General features: G+C 68.9%; 24 protein-coding genes and 3 pseudogenes. 8 read left to right on the plus strand and 19 right to left on the minus strand.

Going from position 1 to position 26,645, the window contains the following annotated elements; genetic code table 11:
* The first annotated feature begins 35 nt into the window (after nucleotides 1–35).
* Genes E3D03_RS11060 through E3D03_RS11070 form a run of 3 tightly spaced genes read left to right on the plus strand, consistent with a single transcriptional unit; the run spans nucleotide 36 to nucleotide 2,415 of the window.
* A complete protein-coding gene (locus tag E3D03_RS11060) occupies nucleotides 36–482 on the plus strand; it encodes a hypothetical protein (protein ID WP_263567014.1) in 447 nt (148 codons plus the stop codon).
* Nucleotides 479–1,168 carry an ABC transporter ATP-binding protein gene (locus E3D03_RS11065; RefSeq protein ID WP_263567015.1) on the plus strand — a complete coding sequence of 230 codons (690 nt, stop codon included), beginning with the start codon at nucleotides 479–481 and terminating at the stop codon, nucleotides 1,166–1,168. Before E3D03_RS11060 ends, E3D03_RS11065 begins: the two co-directional genes overlap by 4 nt.
* The gene (locus tag E3D03_RS11070; RefSeq protein ID WP_263567016.1) at nucleotides 1,168–2,415 is read left to right on the plus strand and encodes an ABC transporter permease; all 1,248 of its coding nucleotides are present in this window, start codon (nucleotides 1,168–1,170) and stop codon (nucleotides 2,413–2,415) included. The genes E3D03_RS11065 and E3D03_RS11070 overlap by 1 nt, the downstream gene beginning before the upstream one ends.
* On the opposite strand, the gene E3D03_RS11075 is transcribed toward E3D03_RS11070, so the two are convergent.
* The 4 genes from E3D03_RS11075 to E3D03_RS11090 all read right to left on the minus strand — a co-directional run bounded on the left by E3D03_RS11075 (nucleotide 2,412) and on the right by E3D03_RS11090 (nucleotide 6,195).
* Entirely contained in the window at nucleotides 2,412–3,098 is a 687-nt protein-coding gene (locus E3D03_RS11075) for an NAD-binding protein (protein WP_263567017.1), read from the minus strand. The two genes, E3D03_RS11070 and E3D03_RS11075, sit on opposite strands and share 4 nt — an antisense overlap.
* Nucleotides 3,056–4,177: a monovalent cation:proton antiporter-2 (CPA2) family protein gene (locus E3D03_RS11080; RefSeq protein ID WP_263567018.1), complete on the minus strand. Its 1,122-nt coding sequence runs from the start codon at nucleotides 4,175–4,177 to the stop codon at nucleotides 3,056–3,058. The genes E3D03_RS11075 and E3D03_RS11080 overlap by 43 nt, the downstream gene beginning before the upstream one ends.
* A 72-nt stretch (nucleotides 4,178–4,249) precedes the next feature.
* Nucleotides 4,250–5,269: an LLM class flavin-dependent oxidoreductase gene (locus E3D03_RS11085; protein ID WP_263567019.1), complete on the minus strand. Its 1,020-nt coding sequence runs from the start codon at nucleotides 5,267–5,269 to the stop codon at nucleotides 4,250–4,252.
* The gene (locus tag E3D03_RS11090) at nucleotides 5,266–6,195 is read right to left on the minus strand and encodes a LysR family transcriptional regulator (RefSeq protein WP_263567034.1); all 930 of its coding nucleotides are present in this window, start codon (nucleotides 6,193–6,195) and stop codon (nucleotides 5,266–5,268) included. Before E3D03_RS11090 ends, E3D03_RS11085 begins: the two co-directional genes overlap by 4 nt.
* 136 nt (nucleotides 6,196–6,331) lie before the next feature.
* Between E3D03_RS11090 and E3D03_RS11095 the strand changes: the two genes are divergently transcribed.
* On the plus strand, nucleotides 6,332–7,276 hold the full coding sequence (locus E3D03_RS11095; protein ID WP_263567020.1) for a ring-cleaving dioxygenase: 945 nt from the start codon (nucleotides 6,332–6,334) through the stop codon (nucleotides 7,274–7,276).
* 57 nt (nucleotides 7,277–7,333) lie between these two features.
* Here the strand turns inward: E3D03_RS11095 and E3D03_RS11100 are convergent, their stop codons facing one another.
* The 5 genes from E3D03_RS11100 to trpA form a co-directional block, all read right to left on the minus strand.
* A complete protein-coding gene (locus E3D03_RS11100; protein WP_263567021.1) occupies nucleotides 7,334–8,458 on the minus strand; it encodes a Hint domain-containing protein in 1,125 nt (374 codons plus the stop codon).
* Nucleotides 8,459–8,734: 276 nt separating this feature from the next.
* The gene (locus E3D03_RS11105; protein WP_263567022.1) at nucleotides 8,735–9,325 is read right to left on the minus strand and encodes an NADPH-dependent FMN reductase; all 591 of its coding nucleotides are present in this window, start codon (nucleotides 9,323–9,325) and stop codon (nucleotides 8,735–8,737) included.
* A gap of 152 nt (nucleotides 9,326–9,477) precedes the next feature.
* Nucleotides 9,478–11,007, minus strand: coding sequence for a VOC family protein (locus tag E3D03_RS11110; RefSeq protein ID WP_263567023.1), 1,530 nt, complete (start codon nucleotides 11,005–11,007; stop codon nucleotides 9,478–9,480).
* 10 nt (nucleotides 11,008–11,017) lie between these two features.
* Nucleotides 11,018–11,635 carry a glutathione S-transferase family protein gene (locus E3D03_RS11115; protein WP_263567024.1) on the minus strand — a complete coding sequence of 206 codons (618 nt, stop codon included), beginning with the start codon at nucleotides 11,633–11,635 and terminating at the stop codon, nucleotides 11,018–11,020.
* Between the two features lie 102 nt (nucleotides 11,636–11,737).
* Nucleotides 11,738–12,535, minus strand: coding sequence for a tryptophan synthase subunit alpha (gene trpA / locus E3D03_RS11120; RefSeq protein ID WP_263567025.1), 798 nt, complete (start codon nucleotides 12,533–12,535; stop codon nucleotides 11,738–11,740).
* A 124-nt stretch (nucleotides 12,536–12,659) separates the two neighbouring features.
* On the opposite strand from trpA, the gene ychF reads away from it, so the two are divergent.
* On the plus strand, nucleotides 12,660–13,757 hold the full coding sequence (gene ychF, locus E3D03_RS11125; RefSeq protein ID WP_263567026.1) for a redox-regulated ATPase YchF: 1,098 nt from the start codon (nucleotides 12,660–12,662) through the stop codon (nucleotides 13,755–13,757).
* A gap of 44 nt (nucleotides 13,758–13,801) precedes the next feature.
* Here ychF and E3D03_RS11130 read toward each other — a convergent pair whose 3' ends face one another.
* Both E3D03_RS11130 and E3D03_RS11135 read right to left on the minus strand, forming a co-directional pair.
* Nucleotides 13,802–14,242 (minus strand): hypothetical protein, encoded by a 441-nt coding sequence (locus E3D03_RS11130; RefSeq protein ID WP_062562437.1) that lies wholly within the window; start codon nucleotides 14,240–14,242, stop codon nucleotides 13,802–13,804.
* Between the two features lie 110 nt (nucleotides 14,243–14,352).
* Nucleotides 14,353–15,039 carry a GntR family transcriptional regulator gene (locus E3D03_RS11135; protein ID WP_263567027.1) on the minus strand — a complete coding sequence of 229 codons (687 nt, stop codon included), beginning with the start codon at nucleotides 15,037–15,039 and terminating at the stop codon, nucleotides 14,353–14,355.
* A gap of 134 nt (nucleotides 15,040–15,173) precedes the next feature.
* Between E3D03_RS11135 and E3D03_RS11140 the strand changes: the two genes are divergently transcribed.
* Complete coding sequence (locus E3D03_RS11140) at nucleotides 15,174–16,523, plus strand: glutamine synthetase family protein (RefSeq protein ID WP_263567028.1); 1,350 nt, start codon at nucleotides 15,174–15,176, stop codon at nucleotides 16,521–16,523.
* Complete coding sequence (locus E3D03_RS11145) at nucleotides 16,523–17,839, plus strand: NAD(P)/FAD-dependent oxidoreductase (protein ID WP_263567029.1); 1,317 nt, start codon at nucleotides 16,523–16,525, stop codon at nucleotides 17,837–17,839. Before E3D03_RS11140 ends, E3D03_RS11145 begins: the two co-directional genes overlap by 1 nt.
* Here the strand turns inward: E3D03_RS11145 and E3D03_RS11150 are convergent.
* The 4 genes and pseudogenes from E3D03_RS11150 to E3D03_RS11165 form a co-directional block, all read right to left on the minus strand.
* Nucleotides 17,836–18,729: pseudogene (locus E3D03_RS11150) on the minus strand (AAA family ATPase). The gene E3D03_RS11145 and the pseudogene E3D03_RS11150 overlap by 4 nt on opposite strands.
* A 90-nt stretch (nucleotides 18,730–18,819) precedes the next feature.
* Nucleotides 18,820–19,890: pseudogene (locus E3D03_RS11155) on the minus strand (RuBisCO large subunit C-terminal-like domain-containing protein); the annotation flags it as partial.
* Nucleotides 19,891–19,913: 23 nt separating this feature from the next.
* Nucleotides 19,914–20,786 carry a phosphoribulokinase gene (locus E3D03_RS11160; protein ID WP_062562433.1) on the minus strand — a complete coding sequence of 291 codons (873 nt, stop codon included), beginning with the start codon at nucleotides 20,784–20,786 and terminating at the stop codon, nucleotides 19,914–19,916.
* A gap of 9 nt (nucleotides 20,787–20,795) precedes the next feature.
* Nucleotides 20,796–21,752, minus strand: coding sequence for a fructose-bisphosphatase class I (locus tag E3D03_RS11165; protein WP_263567030.1), 957 nt, complete (start codon nucleotides 21,750–21,752; stop codon nucleotides 20,796–20,798).
* Between the two features lie 91 nt (nucleotides 21,753–21,843).
* On the opposite strand from E3D03_RS11165, the gene cbbR reads away from it, so the two are divergent.
* The gene (gene cbbR / locus E3D03_RS11170; protein WP_062562431.1) at nucleotides 21,844–22,773 is read left to right on the plus strand and encodes a LysR family regulator CbbR; all 930 of its coding nucleotides are present in this window, start codon (nucleotides 21,844–21,846) and stop codon (nucleotides 22,771–22,773) included.
* A 146-nt stretch (nucleotides 22,774–22,919) separates the two neighbouring features.
* Here the strand turns inward: cbbR and E3D03_RS11175 are convergent, their stop codons facing one another.
* The 4 genes and pseudogenes from E3D03_RS11175 to E3D03_RS11190 all read right to left on the minus strand — a co-directional run.
* A complete protein-coding gene (locus tag E3D03_RS11175; protein ID WP_263567031.1) occupies nucleotides 22,920–24,422 on the minus strand; it encodes a nucleobase:cation symporter-2 family protein in 1,503 nt (500 codons plus the stop codon).
* Nucleotides 24,423–24,658: 236 nt separating this feature from the next.
* The gene (gene uraH, locus E3D03_RS11180) at nucleotides 24,659–25,009 is read right to left on the minus strand and encodes a hydroxyisourate hydrolase (RefSeq protein ID WP_062562429.1); all 351 of its coding nucleotides are present in this window, start codon (nucleotides 25,007–25,009) and stop codon (nucleotides 24,659–24,661) included.
* A 16-nt stretch (nucleotides 25,010–25,025) separates the two neighbouring features.
* Complete coding sequence (locus E3D03_RS11185) at nucleotides 25,026–26,369, minus strand: 8-oxoguanine deaminase (protein ID WP_263567032.1); 1,344 nt, start codon at nucleotides 26,367–26,369, stop codon at nucleotides 25,026–25,028.
* A pseudogene (locus E3D03_RS11190) lies at nucleotides 26,369–26,645 on the minus strand (purine permease); the annotation flags it as partial. The gene E3D03_RS11185 and the pseudogene E3D03_RS11190, both read right to left, overlap by 1 nt.

Raw genomic sequence — 26,645 nt, forward strand, 5'->3', positions numbered from 1 at the left:
GGGGCAGGCCAGCCACCAATGAGAAGGGGTCACGCATGACCTATCCGCTTTCCCGCAGGGCCTGCCTCGCCGGCGGCCTGTCGCTGTCGCTCTTGCGGCCCGCCCATGCCGCGCCCGCCACGCTGAGCTTCGATGAGCTTTACGCCTCGTTCAGCGCGCTGGGGCTGGTCTATTCCGACAAGGTCAAGGCGCTGACCGGGCAGCCCATCCGCATGCAGGGCTTCATGGCGCCGCCGCTGAAGGCCGAGGCGCAATTCTTCGTCCTGACCGAGATCCCGATGGCGCTGTGCCCGTTCTGCTCGACCGACGCGGATTGGCCGGACAATATCCTGGTGGTCTATCTGGACCGCAAGCGCACTTTCACGCCGCCGAACCAGCGGATCGAGGCGCGGGGCGTGCTGGAGCGCGGCTCCTGGACCGATCCCGAGACCGGATTCGTCAGCCAGCTGCGGCTGCGCGGCGCGCGCTTCGACGTCGCATGACCGCGCCCGCCTTGCACATGTCGGGGGTCGAGGTGCGGTTTCCCGGCCTCGGCAGCCCGGCGCTGGCGGTGCCGGATCTGCGCATCGCCGCCGGCGCCATGGTCGCGGTGGCCGGGCCGTCGGGTTCGGGGAAATCGACGCTGGTCAATGTCCTGACCGGGCTGGAACGGCCCGCGCGCGGCACCGTGCGCTGGGGCGGGACCGACATCGCCGCCCTGTCCGAAGGCGCGCGCGACCGCTGGCGCGGCGCGCATGTCGGGCTGGTGATGCAGGATTTCCACCTGTTCCCGGGCCTTTCGGCGCTGGACAACGTGCTTCTGCCGGCGCGCATGGCGCGGGCCGCCGACCGGGCGCTGGTCGCACGCGCCGCCGAATTGCTGGCCGGCATGGGGCTGGACCGGCCGCGCCAGCGCATCGAGACCCTGTCGCGCGGCGAGATGCAGCGCGTGGCCATCGCGCGCGCCCTGCTGCGCCGCCCGGGCATCATCGTCGCGGATGAGCCGACCGCCAGCCTCGACGCCGCCACCGGCGAACTCATCGCCGGGCTGCTGATCGGCTTGGCGCGCGACAGCGGCGCGACGCTGATCGTCGTCACCCACGACCCGGCGCTGATCCAGCGCCTGCCGCGCCGCATCGCGCTGGCGCGGGGCAGCGTCGTGGCCGCCGACCTGGCCGAGGCCGCGTGATGGGCCGCTTCATCTGGGCCGACCTGCGGCGGATCTGGCCGGGCGCGCTGGTCATGGTGGCGCTGGTGGCGCTGGCCGTGGCCCTGGGCACCGGCGTCACCCTGCAGGAACGCGCCCTGCGGCTGGGCAGCGCCCGGGCCGCCTCGGCCTTCGATCTGGTGATCGGCGCGCCGGGCAGCGAGACGCAGCTGGCGCTGTCCACCGTCTTCCTGCAAGCGGCGGCGCTGCCCTTGATGCCGGGCGAGGTGTTGGCCGAACTGGAAGCCGACCCGCGCGTGGCCTGGGCGGCTCCGGTGGGTTTCGGCGACTATTACGGCGATATTCCCCTGGTCGGCACCACCACCCGGCTGGTCGAGGAAATGGTGCCCGCCTTTGCCGGCGGCCGCATGTTCGTGAACCAGGGCGAGGCCGTGGTCGGCGCCCGCGTGCCCTTGCAGATCGGCGCCCGCATCACCCCCTCGCATGGTGCCGTCTCGCATGGCGGCGCGGCGCATGAGGATGTCGCCTATCGCGTCGTCGGCCGCTTGCAGCCCACCGGCACGGCCTGGGACCGCGCCATCCTGGTGCCGATCCGCGCGGTCTGGGCGGTGCATGGCATGGCCGGCGGGCATGGGCACGACCACGACGCGCAGCCCGGCCACGACGACCACGACCATGCGCATGCCGATCCCTCGGCGCCGCTGGACGAGAGCTGGCATGGGGCCGAGACGCCGGGGCTGCCGGCGGTGCTGGTCAAGCCCGCCAGCATCGCCGACGCCTACAAGCTGCGCCAGGAATACCGCGCCCGCCCGGATACGCTGGCGGTGTTCCCGGCCGAGGTGCTGACCGGGCTTTACGGGCTGATGGGCGACGCGCGGCAGGTGCTGGCGGCGGTGGCCATCGGCGCGCAGGCGCTGGTCGCGGTGGCGCTGGTCATGGTGACGGTGATCCATGTCGGCCAGCGCCGGCGCCAGGTCGCGGCGCTGCGCGCCTTTGGCGCCCCGCGCGGCGCGATCTTCGTGCTGGTCTGGTCGCAGATGCTGGTGCTGCTGGCGGCGGGCATCCTGCTGGGCCATGCCGCCGGCTGGCTGGCGGCGGTGCAGCTGTCGCGCCTGGTCGCGGCCCGGCAGGGGTTCGACCTGCCGGTGGAATGGGCGGCCGGCGACGCGGGGGCCTTCGCGCTGCTGCTGGGCGTCGGCGCGGTGCTGGCGGCGCTGCCGGCCTTTATCGCCTATCGCCAGCCGGCGGTCGCCAGCCTGCGCGGCTAGCGGTTGCTCAGCAGCAGGTCGCGGCCGGCGAAAAGCCCGCCCGCGACCTCCATGGCAAAGCGTTGGGCGTCGCGCTCGCGGATCTCGGCCATCAGCTCCTCGGCCGCTTCCTCGCTGTCGCCAAGCTGCATCAGCGCCTCGCGGCCGATGGCGAAGCCGCTTTCCAGCGTCTCGCGCAGCTGGAAATCGGCGCCGGCATGCACCAGTTCCATCGCATGCTCGCGGTCGAAGGCGCGGGCGATCACCGGCACCAAGGGGAATTCCTGCTTCACCAGCTCGACGATGCGGGTGGTGGCGTGCCGGTCGCCGGGCAGGGCGAGGATCAGGCTGGCCTCGCCCGCGCCGGCGGCATGCAGCACGTCCAGCCGCGCGCCGTCGCCATACCAGATCTTGAAGCCGAATTCGTCGGCGTCGCGGATGGTCTGCGGGTCGCTTTCGATGATCGAGATCGAATGGCCGCGCGCGATCAGCGGCTGGCTGACGATCTGGCCCATGCGGCCGAAACCGATCATCAGCACCCGCGCATTCAGCCCGTCCGCCGCCTCGACCCCGTAGAGCGAGGGCACGGGCTTCGGCATCAGCCGGTCGTGCAGGATGATCATCAGGGGCGTCAGCACCATCGAGACGATGACGATGGCGGTCAGCGTGGCGTTTTCCTGGCCGTCGATGATGCCGAACTGCATGGCGGTGGCATAGAGCACGAAGGCGAACTCGCCGCCTGCGCCATCAGCACGGCGCGTTCCAGCGCCTCGGCATGGCCGGTGCGAAACAGCCGCGCCACGGCATAGATCACCAGCATCTTCAGGACCATATAGGCCGGCACGCAGATCGCGATCAGCGCCCAGTTGCGCGCGATCACGTCAAGGTCCAGCGCCATGCCGACACCCAGGAAGAACAGGCCCAGCAGCAAGCCGCGGAAGGGCTCGATATCGGCTTCGAGCTGGTGGCGAAAGCTGGATTCGGACAGCAGCACCCCGGCCAGGAAGGCCCCCATCGCCATCGACAGCCCGCCCCATTGCATCAGCAGCGCCGCGCCCAGCACGACCAGCAGCGCGGCGGCGGTCATGATCTCGCGCCCGCCGAAGCGCGCGAGCAAGCCGAACATCGGGTTCAGCAGATAGCGCCCGGCCAGCACCAGCGCGGCGATGCACGCGAGCCCGATGCCGATGCCGGTGATCCGCTGCGCCAGCGTCACCGTCTCGGCCCCGGGGGCCAGAAAAGCGACCAGCGCCAGCAGCGGCACGATGGCGAGGTCTTCCAACAGCAGGATCGAGACGATGCGCCGGCCCTTGGGCAGCGCCATCTGGTTTCGCTCGCCGAGCATCTGCATGACGATGGCGGTCGAGGTCAGCACGAAGCCGGTGCCGGAAACGAAGCTGGCCGCGACCGGGAAACCCAGTGCCAGCCCGACGCAGGTCAGCAGCGCGATGGCCAGCGCCACCTGTGCCAGGCCCAGCCCGAAGATCTCGCCCCGCATCGCCCACAGGCGCGAGGGCTGCATTTCCAGCCCTATGATGAACAAAAACAACACCACGCCCAGTTCGGCGACGGCGATGATGCTGCCGGGGTCGTGAAAGAAGCCAAGGCCGAAGGGGCCGACCGCCAGCCCCGCCGCCAGATAGCCCAGCACCGAGCCCAGGCCCGCCTTGCGAAAGATCGGCACCGCGATCACGGCGGCCGCCAGCAGCACCACCACCGGGCCGATATCGGCACCATGCGCGCCGTGCTGGACGGCCTCGGCTGCGACTTCTGTAACGGCCATCGCTGTCTCCTGTTCGCGCAGGGCCAGCTTAGCGTGCGCCGCCGGGCTGTGAAGCCCCGGCGGCGCCTCGCGTCAGCGCCAGCCGAGCGCCGGGGCGACGTGCTTGAGGATATTCTCGATCACATGGGCATTGTATTCGACGCCCAGCGTGTTCGGCACGGTCAGAAGCAGCGTGTCGGCCTCGGCGATGCCTTCGTCCTTGCGCAGCTCCTCGATCAGCCGCTCCGGCTCTCCGGTATAGCCGCGGCCGAAGATCGAGCGGGTCTGCTCGATGAAGCCGATCTGGTCGGCCTCTTTCCCGCCGCGGCCGAAATACATCCAGTCGCGTTCGTCGGTCAGCGCAAAGATCGAGCGGCTGACCGAGACGCGCGGCGTGCCTTCGTGCCCCGCCTCCTTCCAAGCCTCGCGATAGATGCGGATCTGTTCGGCCTGCTGGACGTGGAAGGGCTTGCCGTTCTCGTCGTCCTTCAGCGTCGAGCTTTGCAGGTTCATGCCAAGCTGCGCCGCCCATTTCGCCGTCGCGTTCGAGGCCGCGCCCCACCAGATGCGGCTGCGCAGGTCCGGGCTGTGCGGTTCCAGCCGCAGAAGGCCCGGCGGGTTCGGAAACATCGGGCGCGGGTTCGGCTGGGCGAAACCCTTGCCTCCGAGCAGGTTCAGGAACACCTCGGCATGGCGCCGCGCCATGTCGGCGTCGCTCTCGCCCTCGGCGGGCTGGTAGCCGAAATATTTCCAGCCGTCGATCACCTGCTCGGGCGAGCCGCGCGAGATGCCCAGTTGCAGCCGCCCCTGCGCAATCAGGTCGGCGGCACCGGCATCCTCGGCCATATACAGCGGGTTTTCATAGCGCATGTCGATGACGGCGGTGCCGATCTCGATGCTTTTCGTGCGCGCGCCGACCGCCGCCAGCAGCGGGAAGGGCGAGGCGAGCTGGCGCGCGAAATGATGCACGCGGAAATAGGCGCCATCCGCGCCCAGCTCCTCGGCCGCGACGGCAAGGTCGATGGATTGCAGCAGCGTGTCCTGGGCGCTGCGGGTGGCGGCGGCCGGTTCGTCCGACCAATGGCCAAAGGACAGGAATCCGATCTCCTTCATGGTGTTTCCTTGATTTCCGCCTGCCAGGGCGGGGTTTTCAGCGCGGCGGCCAGATGGTCGACGAACCGCCGCAGCTTGGCCGGCATGGGCGAGACGGGGGGCCAGACGGCGACGATGGGCAGCCGGCGGGTGGGGTAATCGGGCAGCACGCGCTCCAGCGTGCCATCGGCCAGCGCCGGGGCGACGATGAAGCCGGGCAGGATGGCCAGGCCCAGGCCCTGGATCGCCATGCAGCGGATCGCCTCACCATTGTTCAGCGAGATCCGCCCGCCGATCATGGGCGAGACGAAGCGGTCGCGCTCCTGGAACTGCCAGAGCTGGCTGTTCGGGACATGGCTGTAGCCGATGCCCTGGTGGTCGCGCAGATCGGCCAGCGTTCGCGGCCGGCCCATCCGGTCCAGATAGGCCGGGGCGGCGACGGCGATGCTTTCGTCCTCGCAGAGCTTGCGCTGCATCAGCGCCTTGTCGCGCATCTTGCCGACGCGGATGCCGATGTCGAAACCCTCGCGCGCCAGGTCGCGGGTGCGGTCGTCGTAATCGACGCTGATCTCCAGCTCGGGGTTCGCCTCGGCGAAGCTGGCGATGATCGGGCCCAGGTGCAATACGCCAAAGCTCATCGGCGCGGCGATGGACAGGCTGCCACGCAGCGGCGCCACGCCGTCCATGTCCCAGGCGGTGCTTTCCGCCGCCGCGACCAGTTCCGACAGCGCCGGGCGCAGCCGTTCGGCCAGGCGCGACGCGGCCTCGGTCGGGATGATGCGGCCGGCGTTGCGGCGAAACAGCGCCGCGCCCAGCGTCGCCTCCAGGTCGGTGATCCGCTTGCTGACCACGGATTTCGACAGGTTCAGCCGCGCGGCGGCGGCGGTCACCGTGCCAAGCTCCATCACGGTCAGGAAGGTCTCGAGGTCGTTCAGGTCATAGCGCATGGCATGAAGATAGGGCGCGGGCCGGCTGGCGGAAAGCCCCAACCGTTCGATCCGGTCGAACGCGAGGTTCGCGACCCGTCCGGTGGCGGAAACGCGCGCCAGGGCCGATATTGGCTGCAACGAAAGGAGGAGCACCATGCAGCTCACCGGAATACACCACCTGACGGCGATCACCGCCGACGCGCCCGGCAACCGGCGCTTCTATACCGACACGCTGGGCCTGCGCCTGGTCAAGAAGACCGTGAACCAAGACGACACCAGCGCCTATCACCTGTTCTACGCCGACGGGCTGGCGCAGCCCGGCACCGACCTGACCTTCTTCGACTGGCCGGCGGCGCGGGAACGGCGCGGCACCCATTCGATCAGCCGCACCGGCTTGCGCATCGCGCGGGACAGTTTCGACTTCTGGGCCGGGCGGCTTGCCGATGCCGGGTTGACGCGGGCCGAGATCGCGACGCTGGACGGCCGCGCCAGCCTCGATTTCGAGGACCCCGAGGGCCAGCGCTTCCGCCTGACCGAGGATGCGCCCGGCATCGCCGCCGCGCCCTGGGCGAAAAGCCCGGTTCCGGCGCAGCACCAGATCCACGGGCTGGGGCCGATCACCATCTCGGTGCCGGACCTGGCGCCGACCGACATGGTGCTGACCCATGTGATGGCCATGCGCAAGACGCGCGACTATGCCAGCCCGGACGGGCAGGGCACGGTGCATGTCTATGAGATGGGCGAGGGCGGCCCCGCGGCCGAGCTTCACGTCGCGGTCCAGCCCGGCCTGCCGGTGGCGCGCCAGGGCGCGGGCGGCGTGCATCACGTCGCCTTCCGGGTGCCGGACAAGCCCACGATCCACGCATGGGCCGAGCGGCTGAACCAGATGCGCGTGCCGAGTTCGGGCGAGGTCGAGCGCTATTATTTCCGCTCGCTCTATTTCCGCGAGCCGGGCGGCAACCTGTTCGAGATCGCCACCGACGAGCCCGGCTTCGCCGTGGACGAGCCGCTGGAGACCCTGGGCGAAAGCCTGTCGCTGCCGCCCTTCCTGGAAGGGCGCCGGGCGCAGATCGAAGCCGGGCTGCGGCCGCTGGACTAGAGCGCCGCCAGAAGGTAACAAGGCCGCCGGAGCGATCCGGCGGCCTTTTCCATGCGCTCAGCTCAGCAGCGCCATGCCGTTGCGGGCGTGCCGGTCGGCCATGCGCCGGCCGGGTGCGCCGCCGACCAGCAGCCGGGCCGGGGCGGGCGCGTCCTGCGCCGCAAGCGCGGGAAAGATCTCCAGGATCTCGGCCCGCGCCGCGGGGCCGACGCTTTCCAGCGCCTGCGGGCCGGTGAACAGCGACTCGGTCTGCGCGCCGTTCGACCAGACCACCTGATGGCGGTCGAACAGGAAATGCACATAGGTCACGCTATCCAGATCGCTCGCCAGCGCGATACCCGGAAGCGACAGCAGTTGCTTGGCGGCGACCAGCACCTCGGCCGCGCCGAACATACGCTGCGCGATCTTCGAGCGGACCAGCACCCGGTGCTGGGGCGAGACCAGCAGATCCGTCAGCGGCAAGCCGTCGCCAAGCGCGCCCTTGGCGATGCGCACCGGGCGCAGATGCGGGTTCTGCGTCAGGTCGATCACGGCCCGGCCGACCCAGCGGATCGGCTGCGCGCCATGGTCGGCGGTCAGCACCAGCGCCCCCGGCGCCAGCGTCTCGACCGCGACCTCGCCCTCGGGGGTGCGGATCAGCGTGCCGGCGGCGAAGCAGACGAAATCCACCTGCGGCCGGTCGGTCAGCAGGCCGGCGGATTCGCTGCCGCTGGCCACCAGCGAGTTCAGCCGGATCGCGGTGATGGGCGCGCCGGACAGCACCGCATTGGTCGCCGCATTTTGCGAGGGCGCCAGGAACAGCTCGCCCGTCGTGCTCTGGAACAGGTTCACCGCCACGCTGCGGGTCGAGCCGTCGTCGAAGGTGATGGTGGCGTTATAGGTCGCGACGGCGTCGAAATCATAGGTCTCGGGCGTGCCGTCGCCGTCCAGGTCGGTGCGGAACTGGTCGGTGCCCAGGCGATTGTTCTGGTTCAGCACCGGCTGGCCGCGGCCGTCGTTGGGGCCGTAGCGGTCCACCGTCTCGACCGACTGGATGTGAGCGTAAAGCGGATCGGTGCTGCTGCCGAAGGTGCGGCCGACATAGGAGGACGATCCGGCGTTCTCGGCATTGTTGTCGCCTTCGTGCGGATCCATCGCGGTGGCCATGCGGCCCAGATACAGCGCGTTCCAGGTGGTCGGCATTTCATCCTCATCCATGGGGTAAATTCGACCGCAGCATGGGTGCAGATGTGCCGGACGCGCAAGAAAAACCATGCAAATTGGACAAAATTAATATGCGATTGTGCCAAGTTGAAACATAATTATTTGATAAATCGCGGCAATATTTCGGCAAGGCCGTATCGGTATGCGCAATTTTAAGATTTATTGATCGATAATTCGCTTTTCGTTCATGCGGCGCCGCGGACATGCAAAGGGGCGGCACGGCGGCCGCCCCTGCAAGAATCATGGCTTCGGGAATCAGGCGGTCTTGGCGCGCTGCGCCATGGTCGCCTCGGCCCACCAGTGCAGCTCGTCCAGCATGGCGTCGAGCGCGGGCTTCAGGTTGCCCTCGACCTCGGACATCGGGCCATTGGCGCCCAGCGGCGAGACCTTGAAGAAATCGCCGCCGCCCAGATGCACGGCGTTGCGCAGCGGCACCATCTGCAGCTCGACGGCGATGCCGCGCAGGTGCTCGATGGCGCGGGCGGCGCCGACGCCGCCATAGCCCATGGCCGCGGCCGGCTTGCGGTTCCATTCCTTGTAGGCCTGGTCCAGCGCATTCTTCAGCGAGCCGGTGACCGAGTGGTTGTATTCGGCGGTCAGGAAGATATAGCCGTCGAACTCGGCCAGCTTCTGCTGCCATTTCACCGCGCGCGGGTCCGAGGACGGCATCCACAGGTTCGAGGCAGCCTCGTTGAACAGCGGCAGGTCATAGTCGCGCAGGTCCACCAGTTCGAAGCGCATGTCCTCGCGCTTTTGCGCGTTTTCCAGCAGCCAGGCGGCCGGCTTGTCGGCAAAGCGCGTCTCGCGGGTCGAGCCGACGATGATGGCGATATTCGGTTTGGTCATCTGATCTGTCCTTGCTTTCATGGTGCCCGAGCGCGGGCGCAAATCCTTGTTCCCGCAATCTGGCGGTGGCGACGCTTTCCGGCAAGCCGGACATATGGAAAAGCCGCGTTCGGATTTTGGAAACACTCGGGACGGATCCCCGCGCCGGCCGGTCAGTCCTGCGCCAGCCAGCCCTGGGCCGCCGCCAGGTCCAGCGGCGACAGCTCGTGCCCGGCGGCAAGCGTCTCGGCCTGCAGATCGGCGCCGGCGGCGCGCAGCGCCTGCTCCAGCGCCGGCGCCATGCGGCCGAAGGGGTCGTGCGCGCCGTGAAGCAGCAGCGCCCGGCTGCCGGTCAGCGCATCGGGCGCCAGCGCCGGCGGGTCCTCCAGCACCTGGATGCCGCGCAGCAGCACCGCCCGGCGGATCAGCCCGGGATGCAGTTGCAGCATCGCCCCCAGCAGGTTGGCGCCGTTCGAATAGCCCAGATAGGTCAGCGCCTGCGGGTCCAGCGCGTAAACCCGCGCCGCCTCGGCGATGAAGCCGGCAAAGGCCTCGGATTCGGCGCGGATGTCGGCCTGGTCGTAGGTCACGGCGTCGAAGCGGCGAAACCAGCGGTTGATGCCTTCCTCGGTCGAGCGGCCGCGCACGCCCAGCAGCGTGGCATTCGGGGCGATCCGATGCGCCAGCGGCATCAGGTCGGTCTCATTGCCGCCGGTGCCGTGCAGCAGGACGATGGTGCTGCCATCGGGGTTCTCCGGCCGGTGGAAGCGGTGGATGAAATGCAGCTTGCGCATCGGGCTCCTTTCCTCGCCCGGCAGAGCGAATTGCGGCAGGATCACGCGCAGGTCTTCGGCGCGCGCCGCGTCATGGGGGGGCACGAACAGCGTCCGGCCCAACTCCTCCGGCGCCTCGTCCACGGTGAAGCCGGGGGCGTCGGTGGCATATTCCAGCAGCGTGCCCGCCGGTTCGCGGACATAGAGCGACAGGAAATACTTGCGGTCGTGCACATGGGTCACATCGGTGCCTTGCATCGCCTGCCGCATCGCCCGCACCGCATCGGCGTCGCCTGCGCGGAAGGCGACGTGATCGAGGATGCCGGTGCCGGGGATGCCGGGAAAGAAGCCGGTGGCGTCGCGGATGTCGATCGCGTCCCGGTCCGAGACCAGCCGCCGCACCGCGCCCTCGGCCGGGCCGGGGCGATAGCCGAAGCGGGCGACGAAATCCGCGGTCTCGGTCGGCTTTTCGGTCAGCAGCGTCACCGACCGCAGCCGGGTCGGGGCGATGGGATCGGGCAGGGGCGCGGCGGCCGGCAGGTCCAGGCCCACCAGCTTGACGATGATCCCGTCCGGGTCCTTCAGCCGCAGCACTGTCTCGCCATGTTCGCGCACCGGGCCCTCGACGGGGATGCGCGCGGTCATGGCGCGGGTCAGCCATTCGCCGATGCTGTAGGGCGGCACGGCCAGGGCAATCTCCGCGACCTGGCCGTGGCCCACCCGGCCCGGCGCGCCGTCTTCCCACACCAGGAAGGTGACGAGCGAGCCGGGCGAGCCGAGCGCATCGCCATAGAACAGGTGCAACTGCTCGGCATCCTCGAAACCGCCCGTGCGCTTGACCAGTCGCAGGCCCAGGAAGTCGGCATAGAAATCGACATTGGCCTGCACCCGGCGGGTGATGCCGGTGACGTGATGGATGCCGGTGGGCATGATGCTCTCCTTATTCGCCCGCCTCGCGGGCCAGGACACGTTGCACGGCGGGGTCCGCCGCGATGCGGTCGTGCAGGGCCTGGACATTGGCCCAAGGTCCGGTGCCTTCGGGCAGCAGCTTCGCGGCCCAGCGGATCATCGGGAAGGCATAGGCGTCGATGATCGAGCGGCTGTCGAGAATCCAGTCGCGCCCGGCCAGGTGGTCGTCCAGCAGCTTGAGCTTCCGGCGCACCAGCTTGCGGCCCGCTTCCTGCGCCGCCTCGCGGTCGGCGGGCGCGGCGCCGGTGGTATAGCGCTGCGGCATAAAGATCGGGAAGAAGGCCGGATGCAGGTCGCCGGTCAGGAAGCTGGACCAGCGCTCCAGTTCGGCCTGGCCGCGGATGTCCGGCGCGCCGCCCAGCCCGGCCTCGGGGTGCTTGCGCGCCAGGTAATGCAGGATTGCGCCGCATTGCGTCAGGATCCAGCCGTCATCCTCGATCAGCGCCGGCACCGCGCCCGAGGGGTTGGCGGCCAGAAGCTCGGCCGAGCCGAACTCGACGTTCTGTTCCTCATAGGGCGCGCCGATCCATTCCAGCGCGACATGCGGGGCCAGCGAGCAGGCGCCGGTATGGTAAAGCAGCTTGGGCATGGTTCCTCCGTTCGTTCCGGGACCAACATAGCCCGGCCGCGCCGGTTCCCAACCGCAAGCGGCCGGAACGCGGCGTTTGGCATGGACGAACAGAGAGGCGGGTCAGCCGCGATGGGCGCCCGCGGCGAGGCTGGCCACGAAGTCGAGGATCTCGGGCACCGGACGACCCTCGCCGATCTGCTTGACGATGGCGCTGCCGACGACGCAGCCGTCGGCCACGCCCGCCACCGCCTGCGCCGCCTCGGGGGTCGAGATGCCGAAGCCCACGACGACGGGCAGCCCGGCTGCGGCGCGGATGCGGGCGACCTCGGGCGCGACCTCGGCGGCATTGGCGGCCGGGCCGCCGGTGATGCCGGTGACGCTGACGTAATAGACGAAGCCGCTGGTGTTCTGCACCACGGCGGGCAGGCGGCGGTCGTCGGTGGTCGGGGTCGCCAGGCGGATGAAGCTGATGCCCTTGGCCCGGGCGGGCAGGCACAGCTCGGCATCCTCCTCGGGCGGCAGATCGACGACGATCAGCCCGTCGACGCCGGCCTCGGCGGCCTCGGTCAGGAAGCGATCGACGCCGCCCGCGCGCGCGTAGATCGGGTTGTAATAGCCCATCAGCACGATCGGCGTGGCGTCATCCCCGGCCCGGAAGGCACGCACCATCTCCAGCACCCGGCTGACGCTGCCGCCGGCGGCCAGGGCGCGCTGGCCGGCGGCCTGGATGGTCGGGCCGTCCGCCATCGGGTCGGTGAAGGGCATGCCCAGTTCGATAATGTCGACCCCGGCGCCGGGCAGGCCGCGCATGATCGCCAGCGACTGGTCGTAATCCGGGTCGCAGCCCATCATATAGGCGACGAAAGCCTTGCCGCCGGTCTCGGCCGCCTTGGCGAACGTATCGTCAATTCTGCTCATGCGCCGGATCTCCCCTGTTCGGCCAAGCCCTAGCCCGCGGCGTGGGCAAGATCAACGCCCCGCCACTGGACTTGCGCGTCACCGCCCCATAATAAGCGCGGAAATCCGGGGAAAGGGATAGATCATGGGCTTTCGCATGGGGATCGTCGGCCTGCCGAACGTCGGCAAATCGACGCTGTTCAACGCGCTGACGAAAACCGCCGCCGCGCAGGCCGCGAACTTTCCCTTCTGCACCATCGAGCCCAACGTGGGCGAGGTCGCCGTGCCCGACCCGCGGCTGGACACGCTGGCCGCGATCGCGGGCAGCAAGCAGATCATCCCGACCCGCATCACCTTCGTCGACATCGCGGGCCTGGTGAAGGGCGCGAGCAAGGGCGAGGGGCTGGGCAACCAGTTCCTGGCCAATATCCGCGAGGTCGATGCCATCGCCCATGTCCTGCGCTGCTTCGAGGATGGCGACGTCACCCATGTCGAGGGCCGCGTCGATCCCATCGCCGATGCCGAGACCATCGAGACCGAGCTGATGATCGCCGACCTGGAATCGGTCGAGCGCCGGCTGGCCAATATCGCCCGCAAGCTGAAGGGTGGCGACAAGGAGGCCGTGGCGCAGGAAAAGCTGCTCAAGGCCGCGCAGGCGGCGCTGGAATCCGGCAAGCCCGCCCGCACCGTCAAGGTCGATGACGAGGACCAGAAGGCCTGGGGCATGCTGCAGCTGCTGACCGCCAAGCCGGTGCTCTTCGTCTGCAACGTCGAGGAAGACAAGGCCGCCACCGGCAACAGCCAGTCCGAGCGCGTGGCCGAGATGGCCCGCGCCCAAGGCGCCGGCCATGTGGTGATCTCGGCCAGGATCGAGGAAGAGATCAGCCAGCTGCCCGCCGAGGAAGCGACCATGTTCCTCGATGAGATGGGCCTGCACGAGGCCGGGCTGGACCGGCTGATCCGCGAGGGCTACAGGCTGCTGGGCCTGGAAACCTATTTCACCGTGGGCCCGAAGGAGGCCCGCGCCTGGACCATCCACAAGGGCACGCTGGCCCCGGCGGCGGCGGGCGTGATCCATGGCGATTTCGAGCGCGGCTTCATCCGGGCCGAGACCGTCGCCTATGACGATTACGTCGCCTACAAGGGCGAGGCCGGCGCGCGCGAGGCCGGCAAGTTCCGCGTCGAGGGCAAGTCCTACGAGGTGCAGGACGGCGACGTGCTGCACTTCCTGTTCAACGCCTGACGCCCGGCTGTCAGGGGCGGACGCAAGGCCCGCCCCGGCCGGCTTCAGTTCGACAGGGCCTGGAGCAGCTGCATGACCGCCAGCACGCGCTGGGTCTTGCTGTCCACGCGATAGATCTGGTTGTCGTCGCGGTAATAGTTCCAGTTCTGCCCCTGTTGCAGCGCATAGAGCCGCGGATCGGCGATGCGCTGGTATTGCCCCGGGTTGAACACGTCGCCGATGCCCGGGCGATAGCGGACCAGGCGCTGCACCCGCTCCTTGCGCAGGCATTCGCCGCGATACCAGACCAAGCCGCCGGGGCAGCCGCGCCGTGCCTCGTGGCGCTTCCAGTCGCGGCGGTCCTTGCGGTGGTCGTCGTGCTTGTGGCTGTGATGGCGATGCCACGCGCGATCACGGTCGTGGTCGCGGTCGCGATCGGCCAGCGCCGGGGTGGCGAGGCTGCCGGCCAGCGCAAGCAGCAGGGCAAAGCGGAAGGGGCGATTCATTCCAGGCTCCATGGCGGTTTCCCGCATGGCATAACGCGGCTTTCGGGCGGGTTTTAGCCGTCCGGCAGGCTTAGCCCGCCCCATGCGCGACAAGCCGCCGATACGGCGCCTCAATCCCCCGTGCCGCCCTGCAACAACCGCTGCCCGGCGCGGACCGAGCCGTCCTGCACGTCGCGGCCCAGGGCTGCGCAAAGCGAGTCCAGGTCGCGCGCCCGCATCGCGGCCAGCATTTCCTTGTGGCGGTCGTCCGGGGCGCCGGCATCCAGATGTTCGATGGCGCGACGCTGGAAGGGCCCCAGTTGCAGCCAGACGCTCTCGATCAGCGGGATCACCGCCTGGTCCGGGTTCAGCCGGTAAAGCCGCTTGTGGAACTGCTGGTTCAGCCGGGTCAGCCCGTCCAGGTCGCGCGCGGCCAGCGCCGCGTCCATCTGGTCGTCGATCCCGGCCAGCCCGGCGATGGCCACGTCCGAAAGCCAGGGAAAGGCGCGCGCGGCGGCATGGGTCTCCAAGGCGATGCGCAGGCGCACCAGTTCCTCGAACCGGCCCGGCGTCATCTCGGGGATGCGCAGCCGGCGGTTGCCCAGCACCTCGATGGCGCTTTCGGAACTCAGCCGCCGCACCGCCTCGCGGATCGGGGTCGGGCTGAGGCCGAGCTGCCCGGCCAAGCCGCGAAAGGTCAGCGCCGTGCCCGGCCGCAGCGCGCCCAGCATCACCGCATTGCGCAACCGCAGATAGGCGTATTCCTGCGTGGTCATCGCCGCGTCGCGCGGGATCTCGGGAAGCTCGGGCTGGATCATCGGCGGGGCCTTGCGGGGCTGGGACGGTGAAGGATGCCCCGAAGCCCGAGTTGACTCAAGCGTGAATTTCGATCACATATGAAGAAATGATATCACAAAATTCCGAACGTGATCGACAACGGGGAGAGACGGACATGAGCAAACCCGATCCGATGGCCTGGCTGGCGGACCGTCCCGCCGTCGAGACGATCTTTGCCTGCATCTGCGACCTGAACGGGGTGATGCGCGGCAAGCGCGTGCCGGTGGACCAGCTCGACAAGATCACCTCGGGCGCGCTGCGCATGCCGCTGTCCTTGCTGGGCATGGACATCTGGGGCGAGGATATCGAGGGCAACGAGCTGGTCTGGGACACCGGCGACGCCGATGGCCTGTGCGATTTCACCGGCCGGCCGCTAAGCCCGGTGGACTGGACCTCGCGCCCGGCGGCCTTCGCGCTCTTGTGGATGCGGCAAGAAGACGGCACGCCCTTCATGGGCGACCCGCGCCGGGCGCTGGCGGCGGTGGTCGACCGCTACAAGGCGCTTGGCCTGACCCCGGTGGTGGCGACCGAGCTGGAATTCTATGTCGTCGATCCCTCGGGCACGGTGCCGCAGCCGCCGCGCTCGCCCGTCACCGGCAAGCGGCTGGATTCGGACGGCGCGTTGTCGCTGGACGAGTTGCAGCATTTCGACGCCTTCCTGAACGAGGTCTATGACGCCTGCGCCAGCCAGGGCATCCCGGCCGATGCGGCGATTTCGGAAAACGGCGCCGGCCAGTTCGAGATCAACCTGCTGCATGTCGCCGACCCGCTGGAGGCGGCCGACGACGCCGCGCTGTTCAAGCGCCTGGTGCGCGGCATCGCCCGCAAGCACGGTTTCGCCGCCACCTTCATGGCCAAGCCCTATGGCGACCGCGCCGGTTCGGGCATGCATGTGCATTTCTCGCTCGAGGATGCCCAGGGCCGGAATGTCTTCGACAATGGCGGCGAGGAGGGCACCGACATGATGCGCCATGCCGTCGCCGGCCTGCTGCGCACCATGCAGGAAAACGCGCTGGTCTTTGCCCCGCACGAGAACAGCTTTCGCCGGCTCTTGCCCGGCGCGCATGCCCCCTCGGCCGTGGCCTGGGGCTATGAGAACCGCACCGCGGCGATCCGCATCCCCGGCGGCAGCCGCAAGGCGCGCCGCATCGAGCATCGCGTGGCGGGCGCCGATGCCAATCCCTACCTGGTGCTGGCCTCGATCCTGGGCGGCGCGCTTCTGGGTATCGAGAACGCCTGGGAGCCGCCGCCGCCCATCGAGGGCGACGCCTATTCGCTGGAGCTGGAAACCCTGCCGCCCGACTGGGCCTCGGCCATCGACGCCTTCGCCAAGGGGCCGCTGATCGAACAGATCTACAGCAAGCGGCTGCGGCGCATGTTCGTGCAATGCAAGTTGCAGGAGTTGCGGCGCTTTACCCGCCAGGTCACCGAATTCGAATATCACTCCTACCTGGAGGCCGTCTGATGCCCCCGTCCCATGAATCCCCGTCCTACGCCGGCAATGGCGCCCATACCGGCAGCTATTACGCCGCCTCGGCCAATCCGGCGCCGCTGCGCCCGCATCTGCAGGGCCTGCACGAGGCCGAGATCTGCGTGCTGGGCGCCGGCTACAGCGGGCTTTCGACCGCGCTGCACCTGGCCGAAAAGGGCCACCAGGTCACGGTGATCGAGGGCGCGCGCATCGGCTGGGGCGCCTCGGGGCGCAATGGCGGCCAGATCGTCAACGGGCTGAACGCCAGCCTGCAGACCATCCAGGCCCGCTATGGCCAGGACACCGCCCGCTTCATCGCCGGGCTGGTGATGGAGGGCGGCGACATCATCCGCGAGCGCGTCGCGACCTATGGCATCCAATGCGACCTCAAGCCCGGCAATGTCTTCGCCGCCCTGACCGGCGCGCATCTGCGCGAGCTGGAAGAACGCTGGACGCTCTGGCGCGGCTACGGCATCGACAGCCAAGAGATGCTGGATGCCGGCCAGATGCAGGCCCATGTCGCGAGCGACCGCTATGTCGGCGGCATGATCGACCACAAGGGTGGCCACATGCACCCGCTGAACCTGGCCCTGGGCGAGGCGGCGGCGCTGGAAAGCCTGGGCGGCACCGTCTTCGAGATGTCGCCCGTCATCTCGGTCGATCACCAGGCGCCGCGCCCGTCGCTGAAGACGGCGCAGGGCGAGATCCGCGCCCAGGTGCTGGTGCTTTGCGGCAATGCCTATCTGGGCCATGTCGTGCCGGCGCTGGAAAACCGGGTCATGCCGGTCTCGACCCAGATCATGGCGACCGAGCCTTTGGGCGCGGAACGCGCGGCGGCGCTGATGCCTTCGGACGTCTGCATCGAGGATGTGCGCTACATCCTCGACTACTACCGCATGTCGGCGGACAAGCGGCTCTTGTTCGGCGGCGGCACGGTCTATGGCGGCGCCGATCCCAGCGACATCAAGGCCAAGCTCTGGGGCAATATGCTGAAGGTGTTCCCGCAGCTCGGGACGGTGCGGATCGATTATGCCTGGTCGGGGAATTTCGCGCTGTCCTTCAGCCGGGTGCCGCAGATGGGCCGGATCGGGGCGAATACCTATTTCGCGCACGGCTACTCCGGCCATGGCGTCACCGGCAGCCACACCTTCGGCCGCATCCTGGCCGAGGCGATCCACGGCGACAGCAGCCGCTTCGACACCTTCGCCGCCGTGCCCTGGATCCCGTTCCCGGGCGGTCGCACCTTCCGCGTGCCCTATTCGATGATCGGCTCCTGGTGGTACGGGCTGCGCGACCGGCTGGGGATCTAGCCCCGACCGCCATCCAGCCCGCCCGGGAACACCCGGCTGGGGCGCAGATCGGCCTCGGTCATGGCGACAGCGCCGCGGCATCGACCGGGGCCGCGGCCGAGAACAACCGGTTCGCCTGCCGCAGCGGCGCCCGGTCCAGCGCATTGCGGATCGACCGGGCATTGGCGAAATGCGGCTGCGCCCGGCGCAGGGCGATATACTCGGCCATGGCCGTGCGGGCGCCGGCGTCGAAGCCATAGCCCTGCGCCGCCGGCATCGCCTCCGAGATCCGCGCCAGGTCCGCATCCGCGTAATCGGGGACCTCGATGTGATGCGCGAGCGGAAGCCGGGACTGGCGGAAAGAACCGGTCCATGCGGTCAGCATAGCCGACCATGATGACCACCAGGTCCTCGCGGTCGGTCTCCATCACCTGCAACAGGATCTCGATGGTCTCCTGGCCGTAGTCGCATTGTCGGGCTTGCAGAGGTCATAGGCCTCGTCGATGAACAACACGCCCCCATGGCCTTCTCCAGCACCTCCCTGGTCTTGGGCCGGCATGGCCGATATACCGCCCGACCAGGTCGTCGCGAGTCACGCTGATCAGCTGTCCCTTGCGCACATAGCCCAGTCGGTGCAACAGCCCGGCCATCTTCAGCGCCACCGTGGTCTTGCCGGTGCCGGGATTGCCGGTAAAGCTCATGTGCAGCGTCGGCGCCTCATGCGCCAGGCCCAGGTCGCGCCGCGCCCGCTCCACCAGCAGCAAGGCCGCCGTCTCTCCGATGCGCGCCTTGACCGGCGCCAGCCCGATCAGTTCGCGGCCCAGCCCGTGCAGGATCTCGCGCACGCCCGAGGAACCGTAATCGGCCTTCATATCGACCGTGGCGGCCTTCTCGCCCCTATCGCCATCCATCGGGTTTTTTCTGTTTTCCAAATACCCTCGGGGGGTGAGGGGGGCGGAAAGCCGCCGCCATCGCCGGGCCGCCAGGCCCGGCAGCCACCAGCTGGCACCGGCCTGGGTGCCCATCGGGTGGCCGATGGTGCCGCCGCCGAATTGCAGCACCACGTCGTCGCCGAACAGGTCCAGCAGCTGATGCATCTGCCCGGCATGGGTGCCGCCCGAGGCGACTCACCTTCTTCAGGTTGCCCCCGTCCTGCGCGAAGAAGAGGCCGCGCGGCAGGTCCACCTCGTTCACCATCAGCGGATCGCCTTCCAGCTTGCCGACGGCGGTGCCGCAATGCAGGTGATCGACCCCGGCCATGCGCAGCCATTTCGCGATGACGCGGAAGCTGATGCCGTGTTTCTTGCCGGGCATCGGTGCCGTGCCCGGCGCGGTGCATGTGCAGGATCAATTCGTTCTGCCGGCACCGTAATGGCCCTCGACCTCGCCGGTCGCGGCCCTGGCCTTGTTGACCGCCTCCATGCAGCAAAGGAAGCGGTCGCGCCAATGCTTGAAGGGCTGCGCGTTGATGCTCTCGTCGTCCTTCATGAAGTCGAGCCCGCCCTTCAGCCGCTCATAGACCACGCGGCCGTCGTTCTTGCCCGACAGCCCGGCTTGGGTTTGGTTGTGGCGCCGAGCAACGGGCGGCCGAACTTGTCCAGCCGCCCGCGCTCGACCACGATGCCGGTGGGGGATCCGGCAAACGTCTTCAGATAGGCAATGGGAAAGCGCATGTCCTCGAGCCGCGCCGCCTTCAGCGGCTTGACGCTGAAGACATTGCCGATGATCGAGGCGGTCATATTGGCGATGGAGCCTTCCTCGAACAGGATCGGGTCATCGGCGATGTCGCAGACATACTGCGCCGGCGTGCCCGGCGCCGGCTGGACGCTGTAGGCTTTCGCGCGATACTGGTCGCAGGCGGTCAGCCGGTCGGTCCAGACCACGGTCCAGCTTTCAGCGGCCACCGCCGTCGCCTCGATCGGGTCCACGCCCCCCTGCGGAGTGATGCGGAACAGCGCCAGCACATCGGCGTCCCTGGGCTGGTAATCCCAGTCCCAATAGCCCATCTGCGCATATTCCAGCACGCCCGCGGCATAACGCTGCTTCTTGTCGGTGATTTCGGACCGGGCCATCTCGTGCATGGCGAAGCCTTCCTTCAGGCGCGTTTCGATTCGCTGACCAGCCGCAGGATCATCGGCGTCAGGATCAGCTGCATGGCGAGGTCGAGCTTCGGCCCCGGGACGACGATGGAATTGGCGCGGCTCATCCACGAGCCCTGCAGCATCGAGGTCAGATAGGGAAAGTCGATGCCGCGCGGGTTCTTGAAGCGAATCACCACCAGGCTTTCGTCGGCGGTCGGGATCCAGCGCGCGATGAACGGGTCCGAAGTGTCGACCACCGGCACGCGCTGGAAGTTGATGTCGGTCTGGGTGAATTGCGGGCAGATGACATGCACATAGGCATGCATCCGGCGCAGGATCACATCGGTCACCGCCTCGGTCGAATAGCCGCGGCTGGCCTTGTCGCGGTGGATCTTCTGGATCCATTCCAGGTTGATGACCGGCACCACGCCGATCTTCAGGTCGGCATGGCCGGCGATGTCCAGGGTCTCGGTGCGGACCGCGCCATGCAGCCCTTCGTAGAACAGCAGGTCCGAGGTCGGGTCGAACTTCGCCCAGGGGGTGAAGGTGCCGGCGGCGACGCCCCGTTCCTTGGCCTCGTCCTCGTCATGGATGTAATGGCGCTTCTCGCCCATGCCGGTGGCGCCATAGTCGCGAAACACCTGCTCCAGCTTTTCCAGGTCGTTGGCGTCCAGGCTGAAATGGCTGAAGGTGTGGTCGCCCGCCTCGGTGCGGCGCGCCAGTTCCGCCTTCATCGCGGCGCGGTCGTAGCGGTGGAAGGCGTCGCCCTCGATGCTGACGGCGCGGATGCCCTCGCGGCGGAAGATCTGGTCGAAGGTGTTCTTGATCGTCGTGGTCCCGGACCCCGACGAGCCTGTGACCGAGATGATCGGGTGTTTCCTGCTCATGCTCTCCTCTCAGGCCCGGAACAGGCCGCGATGTCCGAACAGCGCCGAGACCTCGGGCTCCGGCAGGTCGTGATAGGCGGCGATGCGCGCGACCTTCTCGGTCGAGCCGAAGGCGAAGGGGATGCGCTGGTCCAGCCCGGCCGGGCGCAGGCCCAGAACCGGCTCGCACAGGTCGGTGGCGCTGCCGCCGGCCGCTTCGATCAGCAGCGCGATCGGGGCGCAATCATGGACCAGCCGCAGCCGGCTTGCCGCGTTGCGGGCGTCGCCGCCGGGTTGCAGGAACACGCCGCCATGCATCAGGATGCGATGCGCCTCGGCCACCAGCGAGGCCAGCCAGCGCATGGCGAAGTTCTTTTTCCGCGGCCCGTCGCTGCCGGCCAGGCAATCGTCGATATAGGCCCGCACCGGGCGCGGCCAGTGCCGGTAATGCGCCACGTCGATGGCGAATTCGAAGGCGCATTTCGGCATGCGCAGCCGCCGGTTCACCAGCCGGAAGACCCGGGTGTCGGGGTCCAGCAGGTAATGCTGCACCCCGTCGCCGAAGCTGACCATCATCATGCAGCGCGGGCCGTGGATGACATAGCCCGCCGCCAGCTGCTCGGCCGGTGGGCGCAGGAGGCTCTCGGTCGCGGTATCGGCGGCGGCATGCAGCGAAAACAGCGTGCCGGTGGCCAGCTCGATGCCGATATTGGCGCTGGCGTCGAGCGGCGTCAGCGCCAGGGCGAAGCCGCCCTGCGGGTCCAGCCCGGCCGGGCCGTTGCCCATGTCGAGCCAGCGCAGCCCGGCGTCGGGCAGGGCGCGGGTGAAGGCGGCGGCGGCCTCGCGCTCCAGCCGCGCGGGCGCGCGCGGGTCGGTCGCGGCGCGGCGGATCAGCCCGGCCAAGGCGACGCTGCCGCTGGCCAGCGCCTGCATCGCCGGGCGCAATTGCGCCGGGATTTCCGCGCTTTCCATGCTCTCGGCCGTCATCCGTCTCCCCCCGAAACGTCCGGAGACTTGTTGACACGGCGGCGCCTTTCAGAACATTTAATAATACAGAAATCGTTTTCGGAAATTCTGAATGGCTCGCATCGACGCCGTCACCCTGCGCCACCTGCGGGCGCTGCGCGCCGTGACCGGCAGCGGTTCGCTGACCGCGGCGGCGGCCGAGCTGGGGCTGACGCCGCCGGCGGTGCATGGCCAGCTGCGCGCGCTGGAGGATCTGATGGGCGCCGCGCTGGTCTGCCGCGGCGAGCACGGCGCCTTCCTGCCCACGGACGAGGGCCGGGCGGTGCTGGCCGCCGAGGCGCAGATCGCCATCGCGCTTGACGGTTGCGCGCGGCGGGTGGCGGCGCTGCAAAGCGGCCATGTCGGCAATGTCTCGCTGGGGGTGATCTCGACCGGCAAGTATTTCGCGCCGCGCCTCGTCGCCGATTTGCGCCGCGCCTTGCCCGAGGTCGAGGTGACGCTGCGCATCGGCAACCGCGACGCGCTGATCCAGTGGCTGCAATCGCGGGCGCTGGACCTGGCGATCATGGGCCGGCCGCCGCGGGCGCCCGCCGTGGTGGCCGAGCTGATCGGCCCGCATCCCCATGTCATCATCGCGCCCGCCGGTCATCCGCTGGCCGATGCCGACCCGGCCACGCCGCAGGATTTGTTGGCCGAGACCTTCCTGGCGCGCGAGGCCGGCTCGGGCACCCGCATCCTGATGACCCGGCTTCTGGACCGGCTCGGCGAGGGCACGCCCTGGCGCATGGTCGAGATGGGCACCAACGAGACCATCAAGCAGGCGGTGATCGCCGGCCTTGGCATTGCGCTGATCTCGCAGCATACCGTGACCGAGGAACTGCGCGCCGGCCGGCTGGTCGCGATCCGGGCCGCCGGCCTGCCCATCCTGCGCAGCTGGTTCCTGATGCGGCGCGAGGACATGGCGCTGTCGCCGGCCGGCCAGCGCGTCCACGATCACATTCTGGCGCAGCGGGGTGGTTTCCTGCCCCGGCTGGACGGCTGAGCGCGAAGGCTCCGGCGATCCGGCTCGCAGGGGCAGGGCCTTTGGCAGGGCGAAAAGGATCGCGGCCCGCTCATGGAAGACGGTCGCCCCGCCGGCATGGCCGGGGCAACCGCCGAAAGCGCGCGCGCCTTTGGCCCGGGGCTGGCCTAGTGCTCGGCTGGACGGATCAGCGGCACCTCGTTGCCGGCCGCGTCGAAAAGCTTGCCGTCCAGAAAATAGTCGCCGTCCTCGAGCTGCGAGATGTCGGTATAGCGGATCACCCGCTCGGCCGCGGCGCCGAAGACCGAGGGCTCTTCCGAATTCCCGGCCGTGAAGTGGTTGAACATCAGGTTCAGCAGGATCGCCATGATGGCCGAGGAGCTGATGCCGGAATGGAAGATGGTCTGCACCCAGGTCGGGAAATGGTGGTAGAACTCGGGCAGCATGATCGGCAGCGTACCGAAGCCGATCGAGGTGGCGACGATGATCAGGTTCATGTTGCCGTGATAGTCGACCTTGGCGAGCGTGCGGATGCCGCTGGCCGCAACCGTCCCGAACAGCACGATCCCCGCCCCGCCCAGCACCGGCATCGGGATGGTGGCGACGACGCGGCCCATGATCGGCAACAGGCCCAGGACCACCAGGATCAGCCCGCCGGTCGCCACGACATAGCGGCTTTTCACGCCGGTGACCGCGACCAGCCCGACGTTCTGGGCAAAGGCGCTTTGCGTGAACGACCCCACGACCGGCGCCAGCATCGAGGACAGCATGTCGGCGCGCAGACCGTCGCCCAGCCGGCGCGAATCGACCTTGGTCTCGACGATCTCGCCCACGGCGAAGATATCGGCCGAGGTCTCGACCAGCGTGACCAGGATCACGATGAACATCGAGATGGTCGCCGCCACGCCGAAGGTCGGCCAGCCGAAGTGGAAGATGTCGGGCAGCGCGAAGACCGCGCCATTGCCGACCTGGGAAAAGTCGGTCATGCCGGTCGCCCATGCGATCAGCGTGCCCGCGACCAGCGCCAGCAGGATCGACAGGCGCGAGATGGTGGCATTGCCGACCTTGCTGAGCAGCAGCACGATGGCCAGCGTCACCCCGGCCAGCAGGATGTTCTCCACGCTGCCGAAATTCTCGGCCTTGCTGTTGCCGCCCATGGCCCAGCGGCCGGCGACCGGCATCAGCGTCAGCCCGATGGTGGTGATGACGATGCCCGCGACCAGCGGCGGAAAGAAGCGCGTGATGCGCGAAAAGACCGGCGTGATCAGCAGCCCCAGGAAAGAGGCCGCGATGACCGCGCCGAACACCGCCTGGATGCCGCCATTGCCCGAGATGGTGATCATCGTGGCGACGCCGGCGAAGGACACGCCCTGCACCAGCGGCAGCTGGCAGCCGAAGAAGGGCAGGCCCATGGTCTGCAGGATCGTGGCCACCCCGCCCGCGAACAGCGAGGCGGTGATCAAGAGCCCGATGTCGGCGGGCGTGAGCCCCGCGGCCTGGCCGACGATCAGCGGCACGGCGACGATGCCGCCATACATGGTCAGGATGTGCTGGATGCCGTAGGCGATATTGGCGAAAAGCCCGAGCTTCTCGTCCTCGGGCCGCGTGGCGGTCGCGGCCGGGGCCGAAGGCGGGGCCGAAGCTGGCGCCATGTCTGGGGTTGTCTGCACGGTTTTCTCCTCCGTCTCGTCGGACCCTGCGCTCTCTCCTCGCGGGGGTTGACCGGAATTTAGCGGGATGGCTGCCGGCTGACTTTGCATGATCGGTTTAAGCTAACCCAAGCTGCGGTAGAAAGTCGCAGGTTGGCACGCAGCCGGTCGCAGCCGCCGTCGGGGGCCGGCGGCGCGGGTTTCAAGGGGAATTTGCGGAAAGAAGAACCGGCCCGCGGGGGCCGGCCGGGCGCGGCTCAGCTGCCGCGATAGGTCGAATAGCCGTAGGGCGAGATCAGCAGCGGCACGTGGTAATGGTCCTGTTCCGACATGCCGAAGCGCAGCGGCACCACGTCCAGGAAGCGCGGCTGCGCCGCCTGGTGGCCGATGCCGTCGAGCCAGGCGCCGACATGGAACACCAGCTCGTATTCGCCGGCCTGGAACTCGGCCTCGGGCAGGATGTGCTTGTCGGTGCGGCCGTCGTGGTTGGTGACGGTCTCGGCGATCAGCCGGCGCTCGCCGTCCAGGCGGTAAAGCTCGATCCGCATGCCCTGGGCGGGGCTGCCATTGGCGGTGTCCAGCACATGGGTGGTCAGATAGCCGGGCATAGTCTTCCTTTCCTTGTCAATCCGCCAGCCGCGCGATGGCACGGCGGGCCTGTTCGTTCAGATGATTCGTATCGGTGCCGGTCAGGTGATGATCCTGCACTACGGCGCGGCCCTCGACATAGACCGCGCGCGGCCGGATCGGCGCGCAGAAGATCAGCGCCGCGACCGGGTCCCATTGCCCGGCGGCGGGCAGTTCGGACACGTCCCACAGCACCAGGTCGGCGCGCTTGCCGGGTTCCAGCGCGCCGATGTCGCTGCGGCCCAGCACCCGGGCACCTCCCAGGGTGGCGATCTCCAGCGCCTCGCGGGCGCCGAGCGCCGCCGGCCCGTCGCGCAGACGCGCGACCAGCATGGCCTGCCGCGCCTCGAGCCCCAGATGCGAGCAGTCGTTGCTGGCCGAGCCGTCGACGCCCAGGCCTACCGGCACGCCGGCGTCGCGCATCTTGCGCACCGGCGCGATGCCCGAGGCCAGCCGCGCGTTCGAGCAGGGGCAATGCGCCACGCCGGTGCCGGTGCGGGCGAACAGGTCGATCTCGCCCTCGGACAGTTTCACGCAATGCGCGTGCCAGACGTCGTCGCCGGTCCAGCCCAGGCTTTCGGCGTAGTCGCCGGGCAGCATGCCGAAATTCTCCAGAGAATAGGCGATGTCCTCGTCATTCTCGGCCAGGTGGGTGTGTAGCCGCACACCCTTGTCCCGGGCCAGGATCGCCGCATCGCGCATCAATTCCCGGCTGACCGAGAAGGGCGAGCAGGGCGCCAGCCCGACCTGCACCATGGCGCCGGGGTTCGGATCGTGGAAGGCGGCGACGACGCGCTCGCTGTCCTTCAGGATCGCGGCTTCGGATTCGACCAGCGCGTCGGGGGGCAGGCCGCCCTTGCTTTCGCCGATCGACATGGCGCCGCGGGTGGCGGTGAAGCGGATGCCGATATCCGCCGCCGCCTCGATGCTGTCGTCCAGCCGCGACCCGTTCGGGAACAGATACAGGTGGTCCGAGGAGCAGGTGCAGCCCGACAGCGCCAGTTCGGTCAGCCCGATCCGGGTGGACAGGCGAATGTCGTCGGGCGTCATGCGGCCCCAGATCGGATAGAGCGTGCGCAGCCAGCCGAACAGCGCCGCGTCCTGCGCCGCAGGCACCGCGCGGGTCAGGGTCTGGAACAGGTGGTGATGCGTGTTGACGAGGCCCGGGGTGACGACGCAGCCCCGCGCCTCGACCACTTCGGCGCCTTCGGCCACCAGGCCGGTGCCGACGGCGGAAATCACCCCGCCGTCCACCAGCACGTCGCCGCCCGCGATCTCGCGCCGGGCGCCGTCCATGGTCACGACCACCTCGGCGCCGCGAATGAGCAGGCGTTTTACCATCAATGAGCCTCCGCTGCATGGGCCGCCGCGGCGATTTCCTCGTCCGAGGTATGCGGCGCACCGTTGAAGAACCAGTTCAGTCCGACGGCGGCCAGCGCGGCCAGCAGGATGCCGGAATGGATCAGCGTGTGCAGCGAATGCGGCAACCACTGGTTGAAATCGGGCGCGATCATCGGCACCATGCCGAGGCCGAGCGAGACGGCGACGATGAACAGGTTGTGCTTGTTGCCCTTGAAATCGACGGTCGACAGGATGCGGATGCCGGTCGCGGCGACC

It is taken from the genome of Paracoccus sp. DMF (genome assembly GCF_004407025.1).
Classification (GTDB): domain Bacteria; phylum Pseudomonadota; class Alphaproteobacteria; order Rhodobacterales; family Rhodobacteraceae; genus Paracoccus; species Paracoccus aminovorans_B.